This window comes from Candidatus Pseudothioglobus sp. Uisw_086 (assembly GCF_048085745.1).
Classification (GTDB): domain Bacteria; phylum Pseudomonadota; class Gammaproteobacteria; order PS1; family Pseudothioglobaceae; genus Pseudothioglobus.
On the sequence record NZ_CP159803.1, the window covers coordinates 647,711 to 674,086 of the forward strand.

29 protein-coding genes are annotated in these 26,376 nt (G+C 38.3%); 18 read left to right on the forward strand and 11 right to left on the reverse strand.

The window, feature by feature from the left end; translation table 11 throughout:
* Positions 1-4: 4 nt before the first annotated feature.
* The 5 genes from ABXT49_RS03240 to ABXT49_RS03260 form a co-directional block, all read right to left on the reverse strand.
* Positions 5-1,156 carry a DUF1501 domain-containing protein gene (locus ABXT49_RS03240; protein WP_416653144.1) on the reverse strand — a complete coding sequence of 384 codons (1,152 nt, stop codon included), beginning with the start codon at positions 1,154-1,156 and terminating at the stop codon, positions 5-7.
* Entirely contained in the window at positions 1,149-2,615 is a 1,467-nt protein-coding gene (locus tag ABXT49_RS03245) for a DUF1800 family protein (RefSeq protein WP_416653146.1), read from the reverse strand. The genes ABXT49_RS03240 and ABXT49_RS03245 overlap by 8 nt, the downstream gene beginning before the upstream one ends.
* 151 nt (positions 2,616-2,766) lie before the next feature.
* Positions 2,767-3,174: a hypothetical protein gene (locus ABXT49_RS03250; protein ID WP_416653148.1), complete on the reverse strand. Its 408-nt coding sequence runs from the start codon at positions 3,172-3,174 to the stop codon at positions 2,767-2,769.
* Between the two features lie 90 nt (positions 3,175-3,264).
* A complete protein-coding gene (locus ABXT49_RS03255; RefSeq protein WP_416653149.1) occupies positions 3,265-3,633 on the reverse strand; it encodes a hypothetical protein in 369 nt (122 codons plus the stop codon).
* 90 nt (positions 3,634-3,723) lie between these two features.
* Entirely contained in the window at positions 3,724-4,896 is a 1,173-nt protein-coding gene (locus ABXT49_RS03260; RefSeq protein WP_416653151.1) for an MFS transporter, read from the reverse strand.
* Between the two features lie 115 nt (positions 4,897-5,011).
* Between ABXT49_RS03260 and thrS the strand changes: the two genes are divergently transcribed.
* The 7 genes from thrS to ABXT49_RS03295 all read left to right on the forward strand — a co-directional run bounded on the left by thrS (position 5,012) and on the right by ABXT49_RS03295 (position 11,812).
* The gene (gene thrS / locus ABXT49_RS03265) at positions 5,012-6,904 is read left to right on the forward strand and encodes a threonine--tRNA ligase (RefSeq protein WP_416653153.1); all 1,893 of its coding nucleotides are present in this window, start codon (positions 5,012-5,014) and stop codon (positions 6,902-6,904) included.
* Complete coding sequence (gene infC / locus ABXT49_RS03270) at positions 6,904-7,509, forward strand: translation initiation factor IF-3 (protein ID WP_416653520.1); 606 nt, start codon at positions 6,904-6,906, stop codon at positions 7,507-7,509. The genes thrS and infC overlap by 1 nt, the downstream gene beginning before the upstream one ends.
* A complete protein-coding gene (rpmI, locus tag ABXT49_RS03275) occupies positions 7,487-7,684 on the forward strand; it encodes a 50S ribosomal protein L35 (RefSeq protein ID WP_271541908.1) in 198 nt (65 codons plus the stop codon). The genes infC and rpmI overlap by 23 nt, the downstream gene beginning before the upstream one ends.
* A 15-nt stretch (positions 7,685-7,699) precedes the next feature.
* A complete protein-coding gene (gene rplT, locus ABXT49_RS03280) occupies positions 7,700-8,059 on the forward strand; it encodes a 50S ribosomal protein L20 (protein WP_416653155.1) in 360 nt (119 codons plus the stop codon).
* A 114-nt stretch (positions 8,060-8,173) separates the two neighbouring features.
* Positions 8,174-9,136 (forward strand): phenylalanine--tRNA ligase subunit alpha, encoded by a 963-nt coding sequence (locus ABXT49_RS03285; RefSeq protein WP_416653521.1) that lies wholly within the window; start codon positions 8,174-8,176, stop codon positions 9,134-9,136.
* Between the two features lie 16 nt (positions 9,137-9,152).
* Positions 9,153-11,516 carry a phenylalanine--tRNA ligase subunit beta gene (gene pheT, locus ABXT49_RS03290; RefSeq protein WP_416653157.1) on the forward strand — a complete coding sequence of 788 codons (2,364 nt, stop codon included), beginning with the start codon at positions 9,153-9,155 and terminating at the stop codon, positions 11,514-11,516.
* A gap of 5 nt (positions 11,517-11,521) precedes the next feature.
* Positions 11,522-11,812: an integration host factor subunit alpha gene (locus tag ABXT49_RS03295; RefSeq protein WP_416653159.1), complete on the forward strand. Its 291-nt coding sequence runs from the start codon at positions 11,522-11,524 to the stop codon at positions 11,810-11,812.
* A gap of 2 nt (positions 11,813-11,814) precedes the next feature.
* Here the strand turns inward: ABXT49_RS03295 and ABXT49_RS03300 are convergent, their stop codons facing one another.
* Complete coding sequence (locus ABXT49_RS03300) at positions 11,815-12,261, reverse strand: hypothetical protein (protein ID WP_416653161.1); 447 nt, start codon at positions 12,259-12,261, stop codon at positions 11,815-11,817.
* A 180-nt stretch (positions 12,262-12,441) separates the two neighbouring features.
* Here ABXT49_RS03300 and ABXT49_RS03305 point away from each other — a divergent pair, with 180 nt between their 5' ends.
* Complete coding sequence (locus ABXT49_RS03305; protein ID WP_416653163.1) at positions 12,442-12,867, forward strand: hypothetical protein; 426 nt, start codon at positions 12,442-12,444, stop codon at positions 12,865-12,867.
* A gap of 29 nt (positions 12,868-12,896) precedes the next feature.
* Here ABXT49_RS03305 and ABXT49_RS03310 read toward each other — a convergent pair whose 3' ends face one another.
* The 3 genes from ABXT49_RS03310 to ABXT49_RS03320 all read right to left on the reverse strand — a co-directional run bounded on the left by ABXT49_RS03310 (position 12,897) and on the right by ABXT49_RS03320 (position 14,527).
* Positions 12,897-13,154, reverse strand: coding sequence for a hypothetical protein (locus ABXT49_RS03310; RefSeq protein ID WP_416653165.1), 258 nt, complete (start codon positions 13,152-13,154; stop codon positions 12,897-12,899).
* 79 nt (positions 13,155-13,233) lie between these two features.
* A complete protein-coding gene (locus ABXT49_RS03315) occupies positions 13,234-13,428 on the reverse strand; it encodes a TIGR03643 family protein (RefSeq protein ID WP_416653166.1) in 195 nt (64 codons plus the stop codon).
* A gap of 13 nt (positions 13,429-13,441) precedes the next feature.
* On the reverse strand, positions 13,442-14,527 hold the full coding sequence (locus ABXT49_RS03320) for an AI-2E family transporter (protein WP_416653168.1): 1,086 nt from the start codon (positions 14,525-14,527) through the stop codon (positions 13,442-13,444).
* A gap of 211 nt (positions 14,528-14,738) precedes the next feature.
* Between ABXT49_RS03320 and msrA the strand changes: the two genes are divergently transcribed.
* Genes msrA through ABXT49_RS03335 form a run of 3 tightly spaced genes read left to right on the forward strand, consistent with a single transcriptional unit; the run spans position 14,739 to position 16,281 of the window.
* Positions 14,739-15,224 (forward strand): peptide-methionine (S)-S-oxide reductase MsrA, encoded by a 486-nt coding sequence (gene msrA, locus ABXT49_RS03325; RefSeq protein ID WP_416653169.1) that lies wholly within the window; start codon positions 14,739-14,741, stop codon positions 15,222-15,224.
* Positions 15,225-15,231: 7 nt separating this feature from the next.
* On the forward strand, positions 15,232-15,978 hold the full coding sequence (locus ABXT49_RS03330; RefSeq protein ID WP_416653171.1) for a HesA/MoeB/ThiF family protein: 747 nt from the start codon (positions 15,232-15,234) through the stop codon (positions 15,976-15,978).
* 33 nt (positions 15,979-16,011) lie between these two features.
* Complete coding sequence (locus tag ABXT49_RS03335) at positions 16,012-16,281, forward strand: hypothetical protein (RefSeq protein WP_416653173.1); 270 nt, start codon at positions 16,012-16,014, stop codon at positions 16,279-16,281.
* A gap of 10 nt (positions 16,282-16,291) precedes the next feature.
* On the opposite strand, the gene ABXT49_RS03340 is transcribed toward ABXT49_RS03335, so the two are convergent.
* Positions 16,292-17,488, reverse strand: coding sequence for a hypothetical protein (locus ABXT49_RS03340; RefSeq protein ID WP_416653174.1), 1,197 nt, complete (start codon positions 17,486-17,488; stop codon positions 16,292-16,294).
* 139 nt (positions 17,489-17,627) lie between these two features.
* Here ABXT49_RS03340 and ABXT49_RS03345 point away from each other — a divergent pair, with 139 nt between their 5' ends.
* Both ABXT49_RS03345 and ABXT49_RS03350 read left to right on the forward strand, forming a co-directional pair.
* Positions 17,628-17,978, forward strand: a complete 351-nt coding sequence (locus tag ABXT49_RS03345) for a DCC1-like thiol-disulfide oxidoreductase family protein (RefSeq protein ID WP_416653176.1) — start codon at positions 17,628-17,630, stop codon at positions 17,976-17,978.
* A gap of 23 nt (positions 17,979-18,001) precedes the next feature.
* On the forward strand, positions 18,002-19,321 hold the full coding sequence (locus tag ABXT49_RS03350) for an MATE family efflux transporter (RefSeq protein WP_416653179.1): 1,320 nt from the start codon (positions 18,002-18,004) through the stop codon (positions 19,319-19,321).
* On the opposite strand, the gene ABXT49_RS03355 is transcribed toward ABXT49_RS03350, so the two are convergent.
* Complete coding sequence (locus tag ABXT49_RS03355; protein WP_416653181.1) at positions 19,318-20,196, reverse strand: pirin family protein; 879 nt, start codon at positions 20,194-20,196, stop codon at positions 19,318-19,320. The genes ABXT49_RS03350 and ABXT49_RS03355 overlap by 4 nt on opposite strands.
* A 182-nt stretch (positions 20,197-20,378) precedes the next feature.
* Here ABXT49_RS03355 and ABXT49_RS03360 point away from each other — a divergent pair, with 182 nt between their 5' ends.
* From ABXT49_RS03360 to ABXT49_RS03380, 5 genes are all read left to right on the forward strand, one after another.
* On the forward strand, positions 20,379-23,174 hold the full coding sequence (locus ABXT49_RS03360) for a S8 family serine peptidase (protein WP_416653182.1): 2,796 nt from the start codon (positions 20,379-20,381) through the stop codon (positions 23,172-23,174).
* Entirely contained in the window at positions 23,158-23,553 is a 396-nt protein-coding gene (locus ABXT49_RS03365) for a hypothetical protein (protein ID WP_416653183.1), read from the forward strand. The genes ABXT49_RS03360 and ABXT49_RS03365 overlap by 17 nt, the downstream gene beginning before the upstream one ends.
* A 111-nt stretch (positions 23,554-23,664) precedes the next feature.
* Positions 23,665-24,384 (forward strand): type 1 glutamine amidotransferase, encoded by a 720-nt coding sequence (locus tag ABXT49_RS03370; RefSeq protein ID WP_416653185.1) that lies wholly within the window; start codon positions 23,665-23,667, stop codon positions 24,382-24,384.
* 93 nt (positions 24,385-24,477) lie between these two features.
* Complete coding sequence (locus ABXT49_RS03375; RefSeq protein ID WP_416653186.1) at positions 24,478-24,822, forward strand: cysteine-rich CWC family protein; 345 nt, start codon at positions 24,478-24,480, stop codon at positions 24,820-24,822.
* A gap of 10 nt (positions 24,823-24,832) precedes the next feature.
* Positions 24,833-26,197, forward strand: coding sequence for a pyridoxal phosphate-dependent decarboxylase family protein (locus ABXT49_RS03380; protein ID WP_416653187.1), 1,365 nt, complete (start codon positions 24,833-24,835; stop codon positions 26,195-26,197).
* Positions 26,198-26,376: the final 179 nt, after the last annotated feature.

Below are 26,376 nucleotides of genomic sequence, written 5' to 3' on the forward strand. Positions count from 1 at the left end.
GGAATTACGAAAAGAGGTAGTCAAAAACTCTTGGCAGTTTTGGTTCAAAGAATACCTTGCTTGCAATGAGGTCGTGATCCAGCCCTAAAGATTTTTCAATGCAGGCGGCACACACCGATCGGTAATCAATTGTTGACATTAAATCCCTCTGCTCATACTGCTCATTTTTTGCAAGACCCGGCCAGTCAGATATAACTCTTGATTTAGAGATTACGCCGCCTGCAAGTATTCCAGCAGAGCCGTACCCATGATCTGTTCCCCTTGTACCGTTGACAGCAACCGTCCTTCCAAACTCAGTGATAGTAAGAATAATGCTATTATCCCATGCGCCTCCGAGTCCTCTTTTGTAAGCGGCAATAACCCCATCAATTTTTGCTAAATCAATCCCATGATCATTACCGTTCCCGTCATCTTGAGAAGCGTGCGAGTCAAATCCACTCAACCTTATAACTGAGGCTGTAGGCCCATCTTTTTTTGCCATAGCCTTGCCCGCATACTCCGCTAAACTTTGAGGATCTCTTGGCATATTTTCTAAAGTCAGTAAACTTTTTTGCTTAACTTTTTCAAATACATCACTTCCCAGCTTTCCATGCGCCGCAGTCAGTTTTTCAACTAAATTAATATTTATTTTGCTAGAATTGTTAATTTTTGCTGGAAAAAAATTATCGTTTTCACCATACCCTCTAAGTATCAGCGGCATTTCTAGTGAAAGGGCTCTACCTGGAATCTTTGCAAGCTCCAAAGATCGTCCAAGCCAGCCTGTCTTTTCAGAAAACGGAGTCAAGCCGCCTCCTTGAATTAAATTCTGACCTTCAAAGTGCGATCTTTTTTTATACGGGAAAGAGGTTGCATGAACAATTGAGGCGTTATTCGATGCCATCAAGGAGGAAAGATTTTTGAGAGAGGGGTGAAGGCCAAAAAATGAATTCAGTTTTAAATAATTTTCAGGGACAAGTATGCCTCTCATCTTTTCAAAATTTGGGTCACCAAAGGCTGGAACAGCGCTTAACGCGTCCATCCCACCTTCAAGAATAATGACCGAGATTTTTCCGGGCGGCTGGTCTTGAGTAAATCCTTGAAGTGGAATACCTGCTAAGAACAGAGACGCTCCAGAGGCCTTTAAAAAATCTCTTCTTGTTAATTTATAGTTAGGCATTTTCAAGTCCCATGAGTTCAGGGCTACACATTAGTGCAATAAATTGATTCTTTTTAGACCTTGAAGACATTCCATGAAGACTCTCAACTAGCTTCCGTGTCTCTTTACTTGCTCCAATTCGATCCATAATGAAACTCGTTGATTGTATTTGGCTATCCGAAGTCCAAATAGAGTCAGCAAACCTAATTCGCCGCTCAAACATTTCGCCAGACATCCACTCCTCTTTTTTACTTGAGTAACCATTGGGTTGTCTTTCTGCCCATAAATTTTGTCCTAGCTCATCAAATATTTGCATAGGCTGCATATTAAACTTCAAGCTATTATTTGAAGTATTAATCTCATTCCAGCCCATAAAATATGTGGCATTGCTCAGCCTTAAAACTTGAAAAAGCCAAGTCATCGGCAACTGAAATTTTGGCTCCTTCGATGCAATAGCTCTCTCTATAACCGCTGTATGGATTTGATCTAGGTTGCCATTGCTCTGTCTCCAGGCACTTGCAATGTAATTGACATCCGTTTTATTGGGAACATCGCTAACAAAATGCTCGGCTAACTTTGTTGAGAGGTGCATTATCGTATGCTCATGAGCGGCCAGAAAATCTGTCAACTGTTTGAGGCCGCCTTTTCCTGTGCCTATCGTTTTTCCAAGGACTATCTTATTGCCTGGCTCGGCCCAATTCCTTTTATACATGTCCCAAAGGTTAGTTGTGCCACCTTGCTCCTTTAAAGAACTCAAAGGGTTACCTTTAATGTCAATGCCCCAACCAGCTAGAACCTTCGCTGCATTTCTAATGTCGGTCTCTGTATAGTTTGCGCTTGGTGAAACGGTGTGAAGTTCTAGTAGCTCTCTTCCAAGGTTGTCATTCAGACCAGCCTGCTCTCCGTTTGCTTTGGCCCACCTAACTTGATTTGAATTGGGTCCGGCACTAATATGGTTATCCAGGTAGCTCAACATTCCTGGGTGTGTGGTGACCTTGTATAGCATGGTTGAAAATGAGTCATTAAAATTTGCTAATATTGCCTCCTCCATTGCATGTCCAATTACCTCCCTAGAATCAAAACTACCTATTGTAAAGTGGTTTGCCCAGAATGACATAAGACGAAGGCGAAGCTGGTCAGAGCCATAGACGTTGCGATGAGAGAATCTAAGAATGTCTTTTTTATACATTAAGTTATCCCTATCATTTGCACGTTGAGCAGCTTCGGTAAAGCCACCTTCTTTCTTTCTTTCTCTTTTGGTTGTTTCCCAGTGGATTCTTAGTTTTACTGCTTTCTCATCAAGGCTCGGTTGGAATATTTTTGGCCAGGGCTTAACGTCAGATCCAACATTACCAATACCAAGGGAAGGGGAGGGGAATTGGAGCTGTTTAATTGCCCATCGTTTAATGTCTGTGGGCAATGTTTCTTCTGGCCGAAACATGAGTCCAAGTTTTTGGGCAATTCTAAAGTGTTCGTTCATTTAATTTTCACTAAGTACTAGAATCCTTATAAGAGAAGCAAGATAGAATTAAAAAGTAAGAGTAGTTTTTTATACTGAAATTATAGCTCAATAATAACTAAGGTTAAAAATTTTAAGAGAAGAATTTTTTAGTCAATCTTAAATAACTTTATTACATTATTTCAACAGCATCAACTCTAAATTCAAATATGATTTGTTCACTAAATGCATCCTCAGAAAGTGCTAAAGGAAGTGGAGAGGCGTCATAAACAGCTTTTTCAATTGAGTTTTTAAATGAGTTTAGTTTTGGATTGGCATCTATATTCATTATCGAATCTCCACAGTTATCAACATCTACAGTATTGACGTTTCCATTTCTATCTTGAGTGATAAAAACATAACAAAACCAATCACTTCTTGCGCCTGAGTAACGCCAGTATGTGTTTATTTTTGTAATAACACTTTCAACCCAAGTATTTCGTGAGATGTTTAACTGATCGTCAAGCATTAACGATTCATTACTATCAGCTTGGACATTTAGAATAAAGACAAAGCATATTGTTAGGAGAAGTTTTTTCACTAATTTATTATATGGCAAATTAAACTAAAAAATAGCTATAAAAAAAGGTCCTAAGATTAGGACCTTTTTTAATCTAAACGACTTTTAGTATCAGCGAGATTTCCAGAAGAATAGAGCTCCCAGAATTACATCTGGCCCTAAATTAGCAATAAGATTTACTGCATCTGAAGGAAACGCACCAGCACTAATTTGGTAGCCACTTACAAGTGCGTATATTAAATGCCATACGGCAAAAAACTTACCCACATTTTTAAGATTATCACCAGCCCAAGTTGGCATCTGCCAGCTTATATATGCAATCGCTATCACCATTAATGACATGCCTCGCATTACATCAACTGCCCCAGCAGTCGCCTCAACATTAAAGCCTCCCATCATTGAAGCAGGAGCCAATAAAGCAGCTGCGCCAAATATTCCCATTATTACAGCTTGAATTCTAAATACTAAAGATAAAGTCATTTTTCTCTCCATAAAAGTTTAAAAAACTACTATAAAAGTATATCATTTTGAACTATATAGTTCAAAATTATTTTATAAAAAAATAAGTTATTAGGAAAATTTACCTAATAACACTTCATTACCAGCTGCCGGTTGCGCTGGCATATTAAGAGCTAGTAGTAGAGATAGTAATGCCATTCCTGCACCTGCCAAAAAGACTAAAGAAGGCGAGTAAAGCCAAACCAAGCCAAAAACAACTGGAATAAATACCGCTGCTATGTGATTGATTGTGAATGAAACTCCAGCGCTAGAAGCGATGTCAGCAGGATCCGCAATTTTTTGAAAATAAGTTTTAAGGGCAATAGCAATTGAGAAAAATAAGTGATCTGCAATATATAAGAAAACTGCAAGATAGCTGCTTTCTACAAAGGCATATCCAGCAAATATAAAGGTTAGTCCGACATACTCAAATATGAGCGCTTTGCGTTCACCAAATTTGTGAATAAGTCTTCCTATTTTGGGCGCTACGATTATATTTACTGCTGCATTTGCCAGCAATAGGAGTGATATTTCAGCGACCGTAAAGTCAAACTTTTCAACCATCAAGAAGCCCGCAAACACAACAAAAATTTGCCTTCTAGCGCCGCTCATAAATTGAAGCGCATAGTAAAGCCAGTAGCGCTTTCTTAAAATAATTTTTTTAGTCTGAGTTACCTTTTCTGGGAATAATGAAAAGTGCTGCCAACAAAACAATACGATAGTAATACAAACCCCACCACCAATCAAATAAAGCCACATGTATGCAATTTGAAATTGCTCAAACAGGAGCCAAACCATACTGAATGCAATGATTGATGCGGCTGATCGGGTAGCTATAACTCGCCCTAAAAACTCCGCCGTTTTATCCTTTTCAATCCACTGAAGTGTTAATGAGCCATTAATGGTTTCAAAATAATGAAAGCCAATAGACATTATTATTGTTGCCAAATAAAAGGTCATATTGGTTTCAACAAAGCCTGTCAATATTACTCCACCACCAAGGAGGGCGAGCGATATGTAAGCCAACTTTTGCTCTCTAATAAAAGCCAAAACAAAGATGACGGTAAAGGCTAAAAATCCTGGCACTTCTCTTAGACTTTGAAGGATTCCCATTTCTGCGCCCGTAAAGTTGATCTCATCAATGGCAAAATTGTTAAGCAGGTTAAGCCAAACAGCCCAGCTTATAGCAGAGCCTACAGTCATTAGAAGGATTAATAGTTCAGGTGATTTGCGAGCGATTTTCATAGGGTGTTAATATACCTTTAAAAGGATCATTTAAAAGTTCTTTAAAGTCTCAATTTTTGACTAAGATAAGTGCGCTATCAAGGTAAAATGGATTTTTTGTTTTTAATCTTGTGATATGCCAAATGTAACATTGCCTGACGGCACAGTTAAATCTTATGACCAGGCATTAACGGTTGCAGAGGTAGCATCATCGATTGGATCTGGCCTTGCGAAGGCTGCTATTGCTGGTGAGATTGACGGTCAAATGGTTGATACGTCTTACATGATTGAGAGTGACGCAGCTCTTGCTATTATTACTAATAAAGACGAGAGGGCGCTTGAAGTTATTCGTCATTCTACTGCCCACCTGTTGGCGCAAGCCACCCAGCAACTCTATCCAAAGGCGCAGGTAACTATTGGCCCTGTCATTGATAATGGTTTTTATTATGACTTTGCTTATAAAGATGGTTTTTCAGAGCAAGACCTCGCAAAGATTGAGAAAAAGATGAACGCTATTGTTAAGCAAAACTTACCGATTGAGAGAATGGAAATGAGCCGTGAAGAGGCGGTTAAATTTTTCAAGTCAAAGGGTGAGTATTACAAAGCAGAGATTATTGAATCGATTCCTTCTAATGAGGCTTTATCGCTATACAAGCAGGGTGACTTTGTAGACCTTTGTCGCGGCCCTCATGTACCCTCAACCAGCAAACTTAAAGCGTTCAAGTTAATGAAGCTGGCCGGCGCTTATTGGCGTGGTGACTCGAACAATGAAATGCTTCAAAGGGTTTACGGAACGGCTTGGGAAAATAAGGATGACCTAGAAACTCATCTGCATCGTTTGGAAGAGGCTGAAAAAAGAGACCACAGGAAGATTGGTAAAACTCAAGATCTTTTTCATACTCAGGAAGAGTCTCCAGGGATGGTTTTTTGGCACCCTAAAGGTTGGACTCTGTATCAAATAATTGTCCAGTATATGAGCCAGGTTTTCAAAGACAATGACTACCATGAGGTCCACACGCCTGAAGTGATGGATAGATCAATGTGGGAAAAGTCAGGCCACTGGGATAAGTTTGGTGATGCAATGTTTACAACGCACTCAGAGAATCGTGACTACGCGATAAAGCCAATGAACTGTCCTGGCCATGTTCAGATTTATAAGCAAGGTCTTAAGTCTTATCGTGATCTACCACTGCGCTTAGCTGAGTTTGGGTCGTGTCATCGCAATGAGCCTTCTGGAACGCTTCACGGACTCATGAGGGTTCGAAATTTTGTTCAGGATGACGGCCATATTTTTTGCACAATCGATCAGATACAAGACGAAGTCTCTAAATTTATTGATCTTACGTTTAAAGTATATAAACAGTTTGGTTTTGAAAACATTGATATTAAGCTCTCAACCAGACCCGAAAAGCGAGTTGGATCTGATGATGACTGGGATAAGGCAGAAGCATCATTGTCTGAAGCATTAGATGCAAAAGGAATCAATTGGGAGCTGCAAGAGGGGGAAGGCGCGTTTTATGGCCCTAAAGTAGAATTTGTTTTGAAAGACTGCTTAGATCGTGAATGGCAGTGCGGCACAATACAGGCCGACTTCTCCATGCCGGGCAGGCTTGATGCACAGTATATTGCTGAAGATGGCACTAAACAAGTACCCGTTATGCTTCATAGAGTAATCGTTGGCTCAATTGAGCGATTTACAGGAATGTTAATTGAACATTACGAAGGCGCATTTCCATCATGGCTTTCGCCAATTCAAGCAGTTATTCTTAATATTTCTGAAAAACAAGAAGAATTTAGTAAAAATGTAGAGAAGAATCTAAAAAAACAAGGACTTAGAGTCATTTCAGACTTGCGCAATGAGAAGATAGGCTTTAAAATACGCGAGCACTCGATGCAACGCTATCCTTATATTTTAGTTGTTGGTGATCGAGAAGTAGAAAATAACCAGGTGTCTGTTCGCCGAAGGGGTGGAGAGGATCTTGGTTCAATGTCTTTAGAGGCGTTGATTGAATTAATAAATCAGGAGTAATTATTAAAAGACCAAATAAGGTAACGACAAGGATTAATGAAAAAATTATTTCACCAACACTTAGAGTCATCAATGACAAGGGTGAACAAATGGGAGTCCTTAGTAACGTAGAAGCTCTTGAATTAGCAGTAAGCGTCGGTTTAGACTTAGTTGAAGTTTCACCAAGTGCAGATCCACCAGTTTGTCGTGTTATGGATTTTGGTAAGTTTCAATATGAATTAAAGAAGCAAAAGAACGACGCTAAAAAGAAACAGAAAAAAACTCAAGTGAAGATGATTAAGTATCGTCCAGGAACTGAGGAAGGAGATTATCAGATCAAGTTTAGGAACTTGGTAAAATTTTTAGGAAACGGAGACAAAGTAAAGGTCGTTATTTGGTTTCGTGGACGCGAAGTGCAGCATAGAGAGATTGGTGCGCTTATGTTAGATAGAATTGAAAAGGATACTGAAGAATTTGCCGTTGTAGAGCAGCGTGCAAAAATGGAGGGTCGCCAGCTTGGCATGATGCTAGCACCCATATCGAAGAAAAGTAAGGCGCCTGTCGCCCGAAAAATTGAACCCGAAAAGGGTGAAGGAGTAAATGATGCCGAAGTTAAAGACAAATAGAGGTGCTGCAAAGCGCTTCAAAAAGACCGCTAGCGGTCAGTACAAAAGTAAACACTCGCACTTGAGGCATATTCTGACCAAGAAGAGTACTTCTAGAAAACGCTCATTGCGTTCACCAGACTTCATTGAGAAGGCTGATGTTCCAATGGTCAAAAGAATGTTACCGTACAGTTAAACTAGGAGTATTACTATGGCAAGAGTTTCAAGAGGTGTGCAGGCGCACGCCAAACATAAAAAAATATTAAAGAAAGCCAAAGGTTACTATGGCGCTCGTTCAAAAGTCTATCGCGTTGCTAAGCAGGCGGTAATTAAAGCTGGACAGTATGCCTATCGTGACCGTCGTCAACGTCGTCGTCAGTTCCGTAGATTATGGATTGTACGTATCAACGCTGAGGCAAGGAATAATGGCTTAAGCTACTCACAATTTATCAATGGCCTTAATAAAGCTGGTGTTGAGATTGATCGTAAAGTTCTTTCTGATATTGCCATCTTTGATAAAGATGCCTTTGCAAAAATTGCAGATCAGGCAAAAACTGGTTTATCTGCGTAGTAAAATCTTACTAAAAGGCTGTAACTTAGGTTACAGTCTTTTAAACCGAATAACAAAGCAGGCATTTTGATTAAGAAGATTATCACCGACGCCAAGAAAGCTATAGCTGATGCTATGGACTTAAAGGCTCTTGACGATTCAAGAGTACTTTATCTGGGCAAGAAAGGTGCACTAACTGACCTATTGAAAGGATTGGGTAAGCTCTCTAAAGAAGAGCGTCCAGTCATGGGTGAGGCAATCAATGAAGCCAAAGTTCAAATACAAAAGCTTTTAGAAAGTCGCAAGAGTGAGCTTGAAGAAATAGCTCTAACGAAACGACTTCTTGATGAAAAAATTGATGTCACGCTTCCAGCAAGAAATTTTGAAAAAGGCAGTCTACATCCGATTACTCAAACACTAAACCATATACAAGACATTTTCACAAAGGCCGGCTTTGAAATAGAAATTGGCCCTGAAATTGAAGATGATTTTCATAACTTTAGTGCACTAAATATTCCAGAGCATCACCCTGCAAGGGCAATGCATGACACGTTTTATTTTGATTCAAATACCGTTTTAAGAACGCACACATCACCCGTTCAAATTAGAACTCTAGAGAGGCAGCAGCCTCCCGTTCGAGTTATTGTTCCGGGTAAAGTATATCGTAATGACTCGGATGTGACCCATACACCTATGTTTCACCAAGTAGAGGGCCTTATTGTAGACAAAGAGGCTTCCTTTTCTCAGCTCAAGGGTTTATTGATTGACTTTTTAAGGGCTTATTTTGAAAAAGATGACCTTAAGGTTCGCTTTCGTCCATCATACTTTCCATTTACAGAGCCCTCAGCTGAGGCAGATATTGAGTGCGTAATCTGCGGCGGAGAAGGGTGCCGCGTTTGTAAGAAGTCAGGGTGGCTTGAAGTTCTTGGCTGCGGCGTTGTTCATCCAAACGTTCTAACTGCAGTGAACATAGATCCAAACGAATTTTCAGGACTGGCCTTTGGAATGGGCGTTGAAAGATTGGCGATGCTAAGATATAGCGTGAACGACTTAAGATTATTCTTTGAAAACGATGTTCGTTTTTTAAATCAATTCTAGTGCAAAGGAATAAGTCATGAATATTTCAACTAGATGGATAAGAGAATGGGCTAACCCAGACGTTAGTGATAGTGAACTTTCTGAGAAGCTAACCATGGCAGGTCTCGAAGTAGATAGGATTGCCCCCGTTGCCCCTCCATTTGAAGGCTTAGTTGTTGGCCATGTTGTTAGTTGCGATAAACATCCAAACGCGGACAAGCTTAGCCTATGTGAAATTGATATTGGTGATGGCAGCAATCTGCAAATAATTTGCGGCGCTCCTAACGTAAGAAAAGATTTAAAGGTCGTTGTTGCAATTGTTGGCTCGGTGCTTCCAAGTAAACTCAAAATTAAACGCGCAAAACTAAGAGGTGTTGAATCCAATGGTATGCTTTGCTCAGAATCAGAAATTGGCCTTTCAGAAAGTCATGAGGGGATTATAGAGCTAGATATGGCTGCTACTCTTGGAGAGAATATTCGATCTGTTCTTGATCTTGATGATCAAATCATTGAGCTGGACATTACGCCTAACAGGGGTGATTGTTTCAGTGTGCTTGGTGTTGCAAGAGAGGTTTGTGTGAACTACAACCTATCAATGCCATCAACAAATTTTAAGGCAGAGCAAAAAGGCTCCAGGTCATTTACTTCGAAAGTCGTAAATCCTAGTGAGTGTGCAAAATACCTAACAAGAGTCATTGAGGGTGTTGACAATAGCGCGGTAACTCCAAAATGGATGGCTCAAAAACTATTAAGAGCCTCTCAGCAATTACATTCGCCCATAGTAGACATTACAAATTATGTGTTATTAGAGCTTGGACAGCCGATGCATGCCTTCGACCTTAAAACAATCAACGGCGACATTGTGGTTAGATCTGCACATAAAAATGAAAAACTTGAACTCTTAAATGGACAAACGGTTTCATTAACTGAAAAAACCCTGGTCATAGCTGATGAAAAATCAGCAATTGCAATTGCTGGAGTCATGGGCGGAATGAAGACCGCTACTCTTGAAAATTCATCTGCAATTTTATTTGAAAGTGCCTTTTTTGATCCAATATCTATTGCAGGTATAGCAAGGTCATATGGGCTTCATACAGAAGCTTCTCTGCGTTTTGAAAGAGGAGTCGACTTTAATATTACTCGACAGGCTATTGAAAGAGCAACTGAGTTAGTGCTTGAGATTTGCGGCGGCACTGCTTCAGAAATTAATGAATGTGTTGACTCAAAGTCACTTCCAGCACTAGAGCCAATTGAAATTTCTAATGATAAGATTTCAAGAGTATTAGGTTTTGATCTAGAGCCGTCTTGGATTGAGTCTAAGTTTAAATTCCTTGAATTTGAATTCACAACCAATAGTGGTAATTCATGGACGATTAAGCCGCCAAGTTTTCGCTTTGATATTCGAATTCCTGCCGACATAATTGAAGAGCTAGCGAGGCTTTATGGGTATGACAAAATTCCAGTTCAAAGGCTGTCTATTAATGCCAATATATCTACATCATCACAAGCAACAATAAGTTCAAGTGACTTTTCAAGCTCTTTAGTCAATAGAGGCTATAAAGAGGTCATTACCTATAGCTTTATCTCAAATGAGATGCATGAGTTGGTTGATCCTAACTCAACAAAAATATTACTAAAGAATCCAATCTCCGATGATATGGCGGTTATGCGCTCAAGCTTGTGGTCTGGATTAATCCAATCAACTAAATCAAATATTAGAAGAGGACACCATAACGCTAGATTTTTTGAATTAGGTCAATGCTTTACAGGGACTTTGGTTGAAGACCAAGTTCAAAAAATTGCTGGTATTATTTGCGGCAATCGTCATGATTCTCAGTGGGCTGAAAGCGAAAGAGAGGTTGATTTTTTTGATGCAAAATCGGATGTCGAGGCGCTATTATTTCATAGCAAGAATGTATATACCTTTGAAGCAGCTGAGCATCCTGCCCTTCAACTTGGACAGACAGCTAAAATTATTAAAGGTAATAAAATTATTGGCTGGGTTGGCGCACTATCACCTAAAATTCAAAAGTCGCTATCAATGCCAAATTCCTTTCTTTTTGAGGTTAATCAAAAGGACATTGAGCAGGGCGAAATTTCATGCTATGAGCCTTTTTCATCTTTTCAAGCATCTCAAAGGGATATTGCAATTGTAGTATCTAAAGAGATTACTGCGGATCAGCTTATCAATTCAATCAGGTCTTTAAAGCAGGATGACCTTGTTGACGTTAACTTGTTTGATGTCTACGAAGGTGAGCATATCGATGAGGGAAGTAAGAGTGTTGCTTTGAACCTTACATATCAATCGATAGAAGTTACATTAACTGATGAACAATTGGCCGAAAAAGTTAGTAAAATAGTGGCTCATTTAGAATCAAAATTTTCCGCTAAACTTAGATAAATAATATGTCTCTTACAAAACAAGATATTGCAAACACACTCGTTAAGAAAACTGAACTGACTCAAACTCAAGCATTGGCATTAACCAATCAGTTTTTTGACCAAATTATTGAGACTCTTAAAACGGGTGAAGAGATTAAATTGTCAAGCTTTGGTAATTTTGTTGTTCGAGAAAAAACGTCGCGACCTGGAAGAAATCCAAAAACTGGCGAGGAGGTTATGATCAGCGCTCGAAAGGTTGTAACTTTTAAGGCTGGTCCTAAGCTAAAGTTAGCAACGCAGCTCGGTAAAAAGTAATTCTAATCGCTTATTGCGATCATAAATCCCTTTAATATTGGAATGACGCTCAGCATTACAAGTTGCTGAATATTTTCATCAGCTGTTTTTCCGCTCGTAACTCTTTTCTTGAGTGAAGGCGCGTAGTCATCATCTATAGAAAATGATACAAATAATAGCTCCTTGTCATCATCTGACTCACCATCATTTTGAATCATCTCAACGTCATAAATTGAATTTGGCTCTTCCGTTAGCTTGTTAACGAAAAGAATGGTTTCATTAAAGTGAAGAAAAAATCTTTCAGCAGGACAACTTGAAGATTTTTTAAGCTCTAACTCGCCTTCTGACATAGCTCCCGCAATCTGGTCATAATGCTGCTCGGTTAGTCTTACGTACCTCGTATCAAGGTAATCACCAAGATCATTGTCACCTTCATATTCTTTTATATATTGAATTAACTCTTTAAGCATAAATTGGTAAATGAGAAAAGTAAGTGAGAATTTTATCGAAAAACCACTGCAAAGTTGAGTCAAAAGTATATTAATTGACAGATTTATTACTAATTTAAATTAGATACTTTCCAATTATTGCTATAGTATATTTTTGTCATACGGTATCCTACTCGTTAGATTAATTATAGATAAGTAAAAATGGCAGATCAGAAATACTTTTATCAAGATGGCTATTCAGCCCAAGAAGAAAAAAAATTAAAGCGTTATGAAGAGTGGGCTCAGAAATCTCTAGAAGAGGTTAAAGAGGGGGTCATTGATGGCTCGTTAGACGAAGAGCAATATGGCGCTTTTTCAATAGAGTTTTGGAAGAATGAGTCTCTTATATGGTCCTGCTTAAAGGCAGAGCATGATATTGAGATAGTTTTCAACCATGTCCGTAAGTTTTTATGGCGTGATAAAGCCTTTGTTCTCGGCACATTAAGTGAAAAATGGTACTACCCTATGACGAGTATAGAATTTCAGGACCAAGAATTTAATTATTTTGACTTTATTCATGAATCCTTAAAGAATGATGAGGATGTTGTGAGCGCTTTAAGTAAATTAAAGAATCTCGAAACATTATGATGTCAAAAGCAAAGTAGTTTTGATTTTTTCTAACCTAGACCTTTCACGTGCTCATCAGTCTTCTTGTAAAGGTACTCTAGGTTTTTTTTATGGATTCGATCAATAATCCTTTGGTCATTGTCAACATGATGAAGAATGTCATGGATTAAGCCATACACTGATTTCATATTTTTACGATCTTTACTCTTTAGATTGTAGTCTGACACATCGAGCCATCTGCCATCTTGTGAGGTAATTATCTTATCTATCTGCGTGATAACTTCACTAATGTCTGTATTTAATCCCATGTGATTATTTTACTGTTATAGTCAAATTTTTAGTTGGCTGTTTTAGAAAATACATGTCAGCTAGATAGCAGTTTTAATATTAAACTTTAAGATGTTTTTTTTGCTTTTCTTTTATCCAGCGCACTCGTTTACGCCAAAGTCTGTAAGATCCTGGCTTGAGATTACTTTGCATGATGCGTTTGACCTCGGGCTCTTTAATGCCAAATTCTCTTTCAATATCTGAAAAGGTTGCCTCATCACTCCAGGCCATTTCTATTAATCCATTTATATTCATAGTTAAGAGGTTTTTATTGAGAGGCTTGGTCAGAGCTACCAAATTGAATTTGATAAATCTCAAATATAGTAATCGACATTGCAGCTATGATTGGCCCAATGAAGAGGCCTAGAATACCAAACTTAATTATCCCAGCTAGGGTTGAAAGTACAGTGATAAGCGTATGATTTAATGCACTTTTATGATTCATAGAGCTTGATAATTTCATAATAATAATGGGTCTAAGAAAATTATCAATGAGTGTGCCCGCTAAAATTGCTCCAAAAAAGATAATAATTAATGCGCTTACCGATTCCCCTGTTGCCAATAAGTAGATCGACAACGGAAGCCAGACTAGGACTCCTCCTAGTATCGGAATAAAGCTTGCTAGAGCCATTGCAACTCCAAAAAATAAGGCCGGTAATCCAACAATCATTACCCCTATTGCAAAAGCAACTCCTTGGGTTATTGAGATTAAAAAGACGCTGCCTACAAGAGTTAAAGACAATCCAGAGAATTGGTTAAGAAGCAAATCATCAATTTTTTTATCTAGAGGAGATACTTTTTTAATCTTATCAATGAATGATGGGCCATCAATATAAAAGTAGTAAAGAGAAAAGATTGTAATAATAACGAAAAAGATAAACTGACTAGACAACGTAGTAATGCTTTTCAAAATTACAATCGAAAAGTCCTTAACGGCAATTGCAATAGATTCAAGGTTGTTGCGAAGAGAGCTATCTAGAAACTCACGTATCGAGTCTGATAGAGGCAGTCCCATAATTATTTCGTCAGTTATTCTGCTGATTTCACTCATCTGAAAGTCATTTTGCAGTTTATTAATAAGAGCAGTAACCTCTATTCCACTTACTAGCAGGATGTATCCAAGTGGCAGTATTAGAAGCGTAGTCACAAGCAGCGTCATTATTATCGCAGCACGATTTTTTGAGTATTTTTGAGACAGATTTACAAAGCTACTGAAAGTTGATATGCAGATCAATAAGGACAGGAAAAGGTAGGCAATGAAGGGAGTAAATAGCCAAACTAAGGCAAGAATAGCAAGCGCTAAAAGAATTAATACTAGGCCATTACCATGACTTTTATTGATGCTTCCTTCCAAAACCACTCCTTTAGGATATATAACTTATTGAGAATTATAGACACTCAAATGCATATCTTAAAGTAGTTATAGGATTTTGTGCGGAGATTTAGTTTGAAAAGACTCAGTACTGGTAATTGCAATTCAATCGCAGCTAAGATTTAGAGTTCATTTATTAATTCTTTTGTCGCCATAAGATATACTACATTCTTTTAATAAACGACAATTAATTATGCAAACAGCTTATCTTGCCGGTGGTTGCTTTTGGTGCGTAGAAGCAATCTTTCAGCGCGTTAATGGCGTCACAGAAGTAAAAAATGGCTATTGTAATGGATCTACTCAAAACCCAACTTATGAGGAAATATGTACGGGCCAAACTGGACACGCAGAAGTCTTAAAAATTAACTATGATGAGAGCGAAGTCAGCTATGAATCTTTATTAGAGGTTTTCGTTGAGACTCACAATCCAATGACCCTAAATCAGCAGGGCGCAGACAAAGGAACACAGTACCGATCGGCTATCTTTTATACCAGTGATTCACAGAAGCAAATTGCAACTTCAGTTATTGGAAACATAAAGGGCGCAGTAACTGAAATTACAGAGCTCGATGTTTTCTATCCTGCAGAGGCTTATCACCAAGATTACTTCAATAACAATGCTAATCAGCCCTACTGTCAAATGGTTATTTTGCCAAAAATTAATAAGTACTTTAAGTGATAAATCAATGAAAGATCAGGAGCTATTAAGATACTCTAAACAAATTATGTTGCCTCAGATTGATATTGAGGGGCAACAGAAAATTATGGACTCTACAGTACTAATTATTGGTATGGGGGGTCTTGGATCTCCTTCGTCTCTATATTTAGCAGCTGCGGGAGTAGGCCATATAATAATTGCTGATTTTGATCAGGTGGAGCTTTCAAATCTCCAGCGTCAAATCATTCACCAAACTAAAGACATCGGTGAAGACAAGGTAAATTCTGCCAAAAATAAATTGATTGAGCTAAACCCAGAAATTAAAGTAACGATTGCAAATGAACTTGTTCATACTGGCAACCTTTCTTCATTAGTTAAAGATGTTGACCTTGTTCTTGACGGCACAGACAACTTTGAAAGTCGCTTTGAAATTAACAAGGCCTGCGTTGAGTTTGAAAAGCCTCTTGTTTCAGCTGCAGTAATTCGCTTCGAAGGTCAGGTCTCTGTTTTTAAGGGTTACGAGAAAGATCAGCCTTGCTACCAGTGCCTCTACTCTGAAGAGGGGGATGACAATGAGAGTTGCGTTCAAAATGGCGTTTTAGCTCCAGTAGCCGGACTCATTGGAACTATTCAGGCGCTGCAAGCTATCAAGGTTATATTGAGCTTAGGGGATGAGCTATGCGGGACACTTCTACTCGTTGACGGTTTGGATTTAAGTTTTAGAAAGGTTAAAATTGGTAAAGATTTAAAGTGTCCTATATGTAACGCAAGTTAGGCCTAATTTTTTATATTTTTGGAGATTTAAAAAATGATTAACTTTATAAGCATCCTTGTGTCAGTTGGCTTTGGGTATCTTTTCTTTAAGATTGCAAGACCAAAGGTACAGTCTGGATCTAAATCTATTTATTACGCACGAACTTTTTTTGCTTGGAGCCTTTTCGCTTCGACTTCCTTTTATATTCGCCCTTTTGTTGTTGATCAGAGTATTAATAATATAATTTACTGGCTTATGATGTCAGCTCCATTTGCTATTTTTGCAGCAATCGCTGGTTATCTTTATGGAAGGTTTAGTAATTAATCTTTATGATCTAAAGTTCATTATTTAAAGAACTAATACAAGAAATATAATTATCCCATCTAGTGCTTGAAAATTCCGTACCATTCTCTCCTTGGGGGCCGGTACTAAATAAATATTCGCCTGATAGTGCTTTTTTAAATAACTGAATGTTAGTTTCAGATAAACCTAAAGTAGATTTACATAAGTTATGAGTTTCCCCAGTTATTGTTATCTCTTCCCCAGTAGATTCCTCTAGGAGCTCTTCCATCAATTGAGCTTCAAATTCATCAATTTCTTTTTCTATTGCTTCAGAGGCAAGTTTTGCTTGATAAGCAGCAGTTGATTTCGCTGCTGCAGCTTTATCCGCAGCTAATTTTGCTTGGAAGGCATCAAGGGCAGCTTGTCTTGCCATCTCTGCTTGTATTTCAGCCATCATTTCTTGAGCAGCTAATTCAGCCTCAAGTTGCGCTTCAAAGGCAGCAAGTTCTTTTTCAAGCTTAAGTTCAGCTCTCTTGTTCTTTAATCGTTCATCGCGTGCTACCTTAGCTTGGTATGCAACAGTTGATGCCGCTGCTGCAGCTTTATCCGCAGCTAATTTTGCTTGGAAGGCATCAAGGGCAGCTTGTCTTGCCATCTCTGCTTGTATTTCAGCCATCATTTCTTGAGCAGCTAATTCAGCCTCAAGTTGCGCTTCAAAGGCAGCAAGTTCTTTTTCAGTATTCAACTGATCCATAAGCGCAGCAATCCTTGCGTCATTTGCACGTTTAGATTGATAGGCAGCAGTTGATTTCGCAGCAGCAGCTTTATCCGCAGCTAGTTTTGCTTGGAAGGCATCAAGGGCAGCTTGTCTTGCCATCTCTGCTTGTATTTCGGCCATCATTTCTTGAGCGGCTAATTCTGCTTCAACTTGTGCTTCAAGTGCCGCAAACTCTGCATCTAAAAGACTATCTTGGTAAGCAGCAGTTGATGCTGCAGCAGCAGCTTTATCCGCAGCTAGTTTTGCTTGGAAGGCATCAAGGGCAGCTTGTCTTGCTGTCTCTGTTTCTTTTTCTTGGAGGGCAAGTTTAGCAACAAGTTCGGCTTCAAAGGCAGCAAGCTCTGCATCGAGAAGTTCAGCTTGCTCAGCTGACGCTGATGCAGCAGCAGCCTTTTCATCTGCTAGTTCATAATTATAATAAACACTAACTAATCCAACAGATATTACTAAAAAAAGTAGAATTTTTTTCATTCTGATATTGTAGTATATTATTAAGTTAAGTGATGCCTATTAATCTATTGTCTGCTATATTTTTTAAAGACTAATACATAATTAATTTTATCACTCTGACTTGTATAATGCAGTTTATATATTCACCCCAAAGAAATTTATGAAAACTCAAACATCAGGAAAGGTTTTGTTTAATGAAGAATGCAGTATCTGTAACTTTGAAATTAAGCACTACAAAAAACGCTCACAGCTAGAATATGAAAACTGCAGCCAGAAGGGGGAAAAGTACTTAAAAGCGCTTTATGTTGAATTTCCAGATGGCTCAGAAATAAAAGGCGTTGAAGCTTTTATCTATGTGTGGAGTAATACCAAAGGCTATAACTGGCTCGCAAAATTTGTAAGCACTCCAGGAGTCTTTGCTTTTGCGAAATTAGTTTATGCTTTCCTTGCATTTATACTTTACTGGCGATTTAAGCTCTTTAATCAAAAGTTTAAAAGAGAAGTCCTTTAACGGCATCAATTAAACCCTAAAAAATGCAAACTAATTCTACAGGCCTTTCGCACAAGAGAGTCTTAGGTGTGGCTATTCCAATAGTCTTGGCAAACGCTACAATCCCAATTTTGGGCGCTGTCGATACAGCAGTTGTCGGGCAGTTAGGACTGGCAGCTCCAATAGGCGCTGTTGGCATTGGCGCAATCATCATTACTGCAATTTATTGGCTGTTCGGTTTCTTGCGAATGGGCACAACAGGTCTTACCGCACAAGCTATTGGTTCAGGCGACAGTCTTGAAGCATCTGCTCTTTTAGTTCGAGGAGTCATTATTGGTCTCGTAGCTGGACTGGTATTAATTATTGCACAGGTGCCTATTTTTTTAGGAGCTCTCGAGTTATCTCCAGCCTCTATGGAGGTAGAAGGCCTTGCGCAAAAATATTTACAGATTAGAGTCTATAGCGCGCCTGCTGCTGTAGCTCTTTTTGGTATTACTGGCTGGCTTATTGCTAAAGAAAAAACTCGAGCAGTCTTGCTGCTTCAACTGGTTCTTAATGGGATTAATATTGCATTAGATTTAGTGTTTGTTTTGAAGCTCGGCTGGGGCGTTGAAGGAGTTGCTATTGCAACTCTAATAGCAGAATGGTCAGGCCTTATATTTGGACTGTGGCTTGCAAGAGAGGGTTTTAATAATGGCTACTGGAGGAACTGGGTTCAGATATTTGATAGAGCTCGTTTACTGCAAATGGCCAAAATAAATAGCGACATAATGATTCGCTCAATTTTGTTAGAAATTGGTTTCGTAAGCTTTTTGTTTCTAGGTTCCAGTTTTGATGATGCAACGCTAGCTGCCAACCAGGTGTTGATTCAATTTTTACATATTACTGCTTATGCTCTTGATGGATTCGCCTTTGCAGCAGAGGCTTTGGTAGGGCAAGCCCTTGGCGCTAAAAATAGACCTCTTTTTAGAAGAGCAGTAATAATGACAAGTCAATGGGGCCTTGGCTCAGTGATCGTAATGGCGCTAGCATTTTTTATTTTTGGCAATAGCATCATTAATGTTATGACAACAGCAGAGGATGTGAGAGCTGTTAGTTATGAATATTTACCTTGGATGGTGCTTGGGCCTCTGGCCGGCGTTGCTGCATGGATGCTAGATGGTGTCTTTATTGGCGCTACACGAACCGCAGATATGCGCAATATGATGTTTATTTCTTTTTGTATATATTTGATTGCATTGGCGATTCTTCTTCCTAGCTATGGCAATCATGGACTTTGGGCTTCATTGATTATTTTTTCAATAGCCAGGGGTGTTACTTTGGGATTTAAATACCCAGCTCTAGAAAAATCTTCGGAGCATTAGTCTAAGTATCCAAACTTACCGCTATTGAAGTCATCAATTGTTTGTTTTATCTCTTCATTAGTGTTCATAACGAATGGACCATATGAAGCAATAGGTTCGCCTAAAGGCTCACCACTTAGGACAAGAATGGTTGTATCCTCATCTGCCCTGACAGTAAACTCTTTGCCGTCATTCTCAAAAAGTACAAAATGGTTTGCTGGAGCCTTTTCAATGTTATTGACGGTAATGCTACCTTTGATAACTAAGAGGCCAGTATTATGATTTTTATCAAAACTGAAACTCGTTCCTTTGCCTTTATTAAGATGAACATTAAAAAGACTTAAAGGGCTAAAAGTAGAAGCAGGGCCCTTATTTTTTTCAAATTCTCCAGCAATAATATCAATTGATCCTACGTTGTTTTCTAGCTCGACTTTGGTGAGATTATTCTTGCTAAGATTTTGATATTTAGGAGTTGTCATTTTATCTTTAGCGGGCAGATTAACCCAGAGCTGAACCATCTGCATTTCGCCGCCTTTTTTACCAAAGTTTTTCTCGTGATATTCTTTATGAAGAATGCCAGAACCTGAGGTCATCCACTGGACATCACCTTCACCAATAATTCCGCCACCGCCACTACTATCGTGATGCTCAACCTTTCCTTTGTAGGCAATCGTAACTGTTTCAATTCCTCTGTGAGGGTGCGAGCCAACACCTCTTGGAGCTCCATTATTTGGCGGGAAGTAATGCGTTGGACCATAGTCCATTAACAGGAATGGGCTCATACGCTTCATAGTGAGTGGCTCTTCTCTTCCAAGGATTCCATGAACTCTAAAGCCGTCCCCTACAAAATGAAGATTGCCTGGAGCTATTACTGCCTCTATTGTTCTAAATGCCATTGTATTCGTTAATTCTTAAAAGATAAAATTATAGATGTATTCTATTAATCGCTCTGTTTATTTTTTGAAACACTCTGTTTTAATTAACAAAATAATTTTTATTTTTTTAATCTTAAACTGCTAAGGGAGTAAGGAGTATATTCTTTATGATGAATTATAGAAATTGTTATATTATTATTCTAATGTCATTACTTCTAGTGGGTTGTGGCAGGGGTAGCTCTTCTGAGACAGTTGCAACAACATGTTCTCCAACAGTCAATCTTTCTAGTAATGCAAGCTCAATATATGAATCAGCCTCTGGAACAATCTCTATTAAAGCAACTCTCTCATGTGCGGCATCTGAAAATGTAGTTGTCACTTTAGGTACCTCTGGTACTGCAACAGAAGGTACAGATTATAGTAATTTATCAAATATAACAATTACTGCTGGTAGTACTACAGAATCAACCTCATTCGATCCTACAAGTGATTCAACTTATGAGAGTAGTAATGAGACAGCTATTATTAGTATTACTGGGGTTTCTGGAGGAGGTGCTAGTGAGTCTGGGAATCAGTCAGTTACAATCACGATAAATGAATATGCGTTAAACTCAGGTACTCAGCTGACCTATAACTCAACAAACGCAACAACTTTAGCCAATACTTCTGAGTTTAAAAACTTTAGATATGCAAGCGGTTCAAGTTCACAAAACCCGTTAGAGGTTATTAATGCTCATAAAGCATATGGTTACGGATTAACAGGCTCAGGTGAAATAATTGCAATCTTGGATTCAGGTTTTTCATCTGCTCATTTAGAGCTTAATAGTAGTGGAAAAATTATAGAATTTCCAGATTATGGATTATTTTATGGCACTATTGATGCTGCAACAGGAAATAGTGTGACTGATGATCATGGACTTTTTGTTTCAAGTATTGCTGCTGGAGAGGATGATGGAACTGGAATGCAGGGTGTGGCGCCTGGTGCAAAAATTCACATATCAGATTATTCACTAAAAAATGGAAATACTTATTATCCAACCCAGTGGGCTAATGCAACAGACGATGCTGCAGAAAATAATGCTGTTGTTCAGAACAATAGCTGGGGAGCGACAAATGCTACTATTGCAACTGTAAATAATTACAAGGCTAATAACAGCTTGACAAGTTCAGCTGCACTTGCAGCATATTTTACTGCGGCAAGTCTTTCTTCAGATGAGTCTTCAGTCAACACTTATGTTGAATCTTTGAATAATTTTCAGGATAAGGGCGTAGTTGTTTTTGCGTTGTCAAACACTTCATCACTTGCAGATGCTGATGCTCATGCAGCACTTCCTGAGTTTTACTCTCAGTTAGCTGAGGCATGGATTACTGCCGTTAATGTTGAAATTACTGGATCGTCTGGAAATGAAACCTATACAAGAAAGTCAGCACCTTGTGGCTCAACTGGAGCTTATTGTCTTGGATCTGATGGTTGGCAAATCAATGGTGCTGGATGGACAAATGCTGGAAATGCATATTGGCAAGGAGCATCTGGAACCTCTTTTGTAGCACCACAAATCTCTGGATCAGTGGCGCTCTTAGCTGAGGCATTTCCAAACCATACCCCAGAGCAATTAACTGATAGATTGCTAGCTTCAGCTGATAATTCGTTTTTTAATCATGATGCTGTAGTAACTTTTGGTAATGGAATTTCACACGGCTATGATGATGAGTTTGGACATGGAATATTAGATATTTATGCCGCTTTAAGGCCTATTACTTCATCAAGTGATAACCGCTCTTCTAGAATATTTACTGGAAATACATTAAGTGATGATTCTGTTTTTCAATTAGGTAATTCAAGGCTCTTAACTTCTAGCTCATTTGGTGACTCTATTTTGAGAGGCTTATCTGGAAAGATTGGTTACACCTATGATGATTTGGATGGTGGCTTTAAATATGATTTAAGCTCTCATGTGTTCATAGAAAATAAAGGTGCACCTTCTTTAAGCCTTGCAACAGAGCTTAATAATCTTTCAAATCCAATAAAAAAACCACTTATTCTGGTAAACAAAAATAATTTTAAACAGGTTGCAGGAAGCGTTTCTTTTAATGATAAGTTAAATACTTCCCTTACACTTGGAGGTGGTTCGTTTCCTGTTCAAAATTTCTTTGGTTTAAATAACGACACACTTGATTTATTAGAATTTCAAACACCTTACCTGGAATCTAATGAAGGGGGTGTTGGAGTCAATGCTGACTACCAACTCTCTAACTCTCGTTTACTTTTGGGTATAACAGTCCCAATAGAAAAAAGTAATGGTCAAACGTTGGGCTTAAGAAAAAGCCTTTTAGGTTCGTTGGAGTTTGGAGAACCTTCAAGTCAATTAATTACTTTGATGGCTGGAGTTGCAGAAGATAAAGATAGTCTCTTGGGATCGAGCGGAACTAATGCATTTTCTCTTGATGGCTCAAAATCAATTACTACCTTTGCCTTACTTAAGGCGCAAAAACAACTTAATGACGACTTCTCTTTGACTGGCATTGCAACATTTGGAAATACTAATATGTCAAGCCCAAGCAATAGTTTTATCGACTCAGCGAGTGATGTGAAGTCTTCAGGTATTGGCATAATTGCAAATATGAGTAATCTTTCAAAAGATGATAGTTTATCTGTTTATATTAATCAGCCAAATCGCATTGACGATGGCTCAATGGCAATTAAAATAGCAAGTTTGGCAGATTCTAGGAGAAATATAGATCAAACTATAAAAAATATTAATCTTGATTCGTCAGCAAGACAAGTTAATATGGGTTTTTCTTATCGTAAAAATCTGTCTGAAGATTTAACCTTTTCGTTTAAGCACTTAATTACCAATAATATAAACCATAGTGATACATCTAACAAACTTCATTCAAGTTATGTTGGAATGGACTATAAAGACTTAAAGCTTGGTATCAGCTCTAATCCAAATGATTTCTCAATAGAAAAACAGATTTCATATGCAGTTGCTTTATAAACTTAAAAATAAAATTCTTCTAACTTTTCTAGTAATTGCGCTAAGCTCATGCTCAGTTATTTCTGAAGAGCTCTCGTGTAAATTCTCTGAAATAAATTGTTATCGCTTTGACTATTCATCCATTGATAATTTTAAAGATTCAGTTGATAATTATTCACAACAATGGAGTCTGTCTGACCCTGCGAGTGCCTTAACTAAAATAACTCCAAAAGAGGGGCTATCTATTAACTCCTCAGTTGAAGCTGAAAATCTAATTCTAGAAAGCCCTGAAAGTATTTATGCTCTGGGTATTTATATTAAGAATAATCAAAAGCCAAGAGAATGGTTATTTATTGCTGAACAGGCTTATCTGAGAAGCTGGAATACCTTAGGCAGATAAATCAAATAACTCTTAGAATTGAATTTTAATAAATCTAATCACTAAAATAATAACCAATTACTTTAGAGTTCATAAATTAGAATATAAGTATTAAATTAAAAATTCTTTATTTTGAAAAAAAATATTCTTGTCTTTAAACATATGACTTCTCAGAATCCTGGGATCTTTCGAGATTTTGCCGATATTCAGAATGTTCGTTTTCATGAGATTGATCTTCATGCTGGCGACAAAATTCCTAATTTAGAAAAATTTGATGGTCTCTGGGTGATGGGAGGCTCGATGAATGTATGGGAAGAGGAGGAGTTTCCTTGGTTGATTGAGGAGAAAGAAGCTATTCGCCATGCGGTTAGAGATTTAAATATGCCATTTTTAGGTATTTGTCTTGGGCATCAGCTTCTTGCGGTAGCAATGGGGGGCAAGGCGATCAATACTGGAAGGTATGAGGTAGGTCTATTTGAAATTGAGCCCACTCAAGCAGGCCTCAATCACCCACTCCTTAATAACCTTAAAGATTCTGAAAAATGGGTTAATGCGCACTTAGTAGAGGTAATCGAGACACCGAAGAATTCTGTTATATTAGCAACCTCTAAGGCTTGTCAAAACCATATTATGCAGGTTGGCGAAAATGCCTATTCATGCCAGTTTCATCCTGAGGTCTGCAGACACACTTTGGATGGCTGGATGAAAATTCCTGGTGTACCTAACTTTTTTGAAGAGTTAAGTGTTAATGGTCTTGAAGATTTAACGAGCAGTATTACTGAAAATTTAGAGGTTAATAATAAAGCTTCATTTACCCTGTTTAAAAACTGGTGTAATTTAGTATTTGATTAAATCAACTTACTATTTTATGCATTAGATATATTGTTGTTGCATTGCAATAGAATCAATGTCAAAATCTAGAATCAATTAATTTTTTTTATAACTATGACTGCTAAACATTGCTCTAAGTGCAATCAATCATTTGGTTGTGGTGCTGGGACAGGCAACTGCTGGTGTATGAGTTTTCCTGCAATTATGTCTCCAACTTTAGAGCAAGACTGTTTTTGTCCATCTTGCCTTGGAGATGCAATTAACAATAAAATTGAGGCACTTATAGATGAGAATGGTATGGAGAGTTTTCAAAAACTTGCTGAGCCATATCGCTCTCAAACCAAGCTCATTAAGAATGTGGACTTCACTATTGAAGACGAATTGTATGTATTTAGTAAATGGTATCTAATAAAGCAGGGGAGTTGCTGTAAAAATGGTTGTAAGAACTGCCCTTATTAAAACTTGAACTATGCATAAATTTGATGATAAAGCCTCCAAGATATTATTAAATGTACTTTCTCATACTATTGAGCGCTTAAGTATGGACCCGCCAACTTTAGATTATCCAAAGTCGGTTAATTTTTTTGAAAAAAATGCCAAAAGCCTTATCTCAGAAATGGGAAACTCAATTGACACTGTTTTTGATCAATATAAAAATACTATAGAGCAAAGCATTATTTCAGTGGACTCACCAAGGAACTTGGCCTTTATACCTGCCGCGCCTACCAAAGCCTCTATGATTTTTGATTTAGTGGTTTCTGCTGGGTCCCTTTGCGGAGTTTCTTGGCAAGAAGCGAGCGGGGCGGTCTGGGCTGAAAACCAAGTCATACGATGGATCGCTGATCTTGTTGGATTGCCTGAGAGTGCTGGAGGGTGCTTTGTTGCTGGAGGAACAAACGGAAACTTATCTTCATTGGTCGTTGCAAGAGAGGAGTTTCGTAAAAAGAATCCAGGTAAGTTGAAACGCTTGGCTATTTTGTGCTCTGATCAAACGCACTCTTCAGTAAAAAGTACCGCCCTAGTAATGGACTGTGAAGTTATAGTTGTTGCCACAACTGATTCATATCAATTAACCCCTGAGCTTATTGAAAATGAACTTAGGGAGCATTCAAAAACGTATGATAGTCTTGATATATTTGCTGTTGTTGCAACAGCTGGCACGACAAATTTGGGGGTGATAGATGACATCAATGGTCTATCTGATTATGCAAAAAAGAACAAAATATGGCTTCATGTCGATGGCGCTTATGGAGGCGCAGGCTTACTCTCAGATAACGTTAAAGATTTATTTAATGGGGTTGAAAATGCGGACTCATTTATCGTTGATCCCCATAAGTGGCTTTTTGCTCCGCTTGACTGCGCGGCGGTCATTTATAGAGATAAAAGTTTAGCAGCCGAAGTGCACGCTCAAAAGGCGAGTTATTTGGATATTCTTCATGACGATGAGGAGGGTGACAACCCTTCAGATTATGCCTTTCATTTGTCAAGGAGAGCCAGAGGTTTGCCGCTATGGTTTTCTTTATCCGTATACGGAGTAGAGGCATATCGAAATGCTGTAGAGAGTTCACTTAATATTGCCAGCTACACGTCAGGCGTAATTAAGGAGTCGTCACATTTATCCTTGTTGATTGAGCCTACCCTTTCAATCGTTGCTTTTGAGAGAATAGGTTGGGACTGGTCAGATTATAAGAGTTGGTCAAAAAAGCAACTTAAAAAACAAATCTGCTTTGTTGTTCCATCTTCCGTAAGAGGTAAGCCAGTTTTGAGGTTTGCTTTTGTAAACCCGGGAACCACAGAGGCAATCGTAGATGAGATCTTATTAAGCCTAAAGTAAACCTTCGCAATAATATTTACTTTATTGGTTTATCTTTTTTTGGTTTTTTCTTTTCTTTTCTAGAGTCTTTTCCCTTAGCCATGTTTCCTCCCTTTAATGGCAAATATCTTACAGTATTTTCGATTGCATCTTTAGAGCCTTATTAATATAATACTGGTATGACAAAAAACAATCCTATT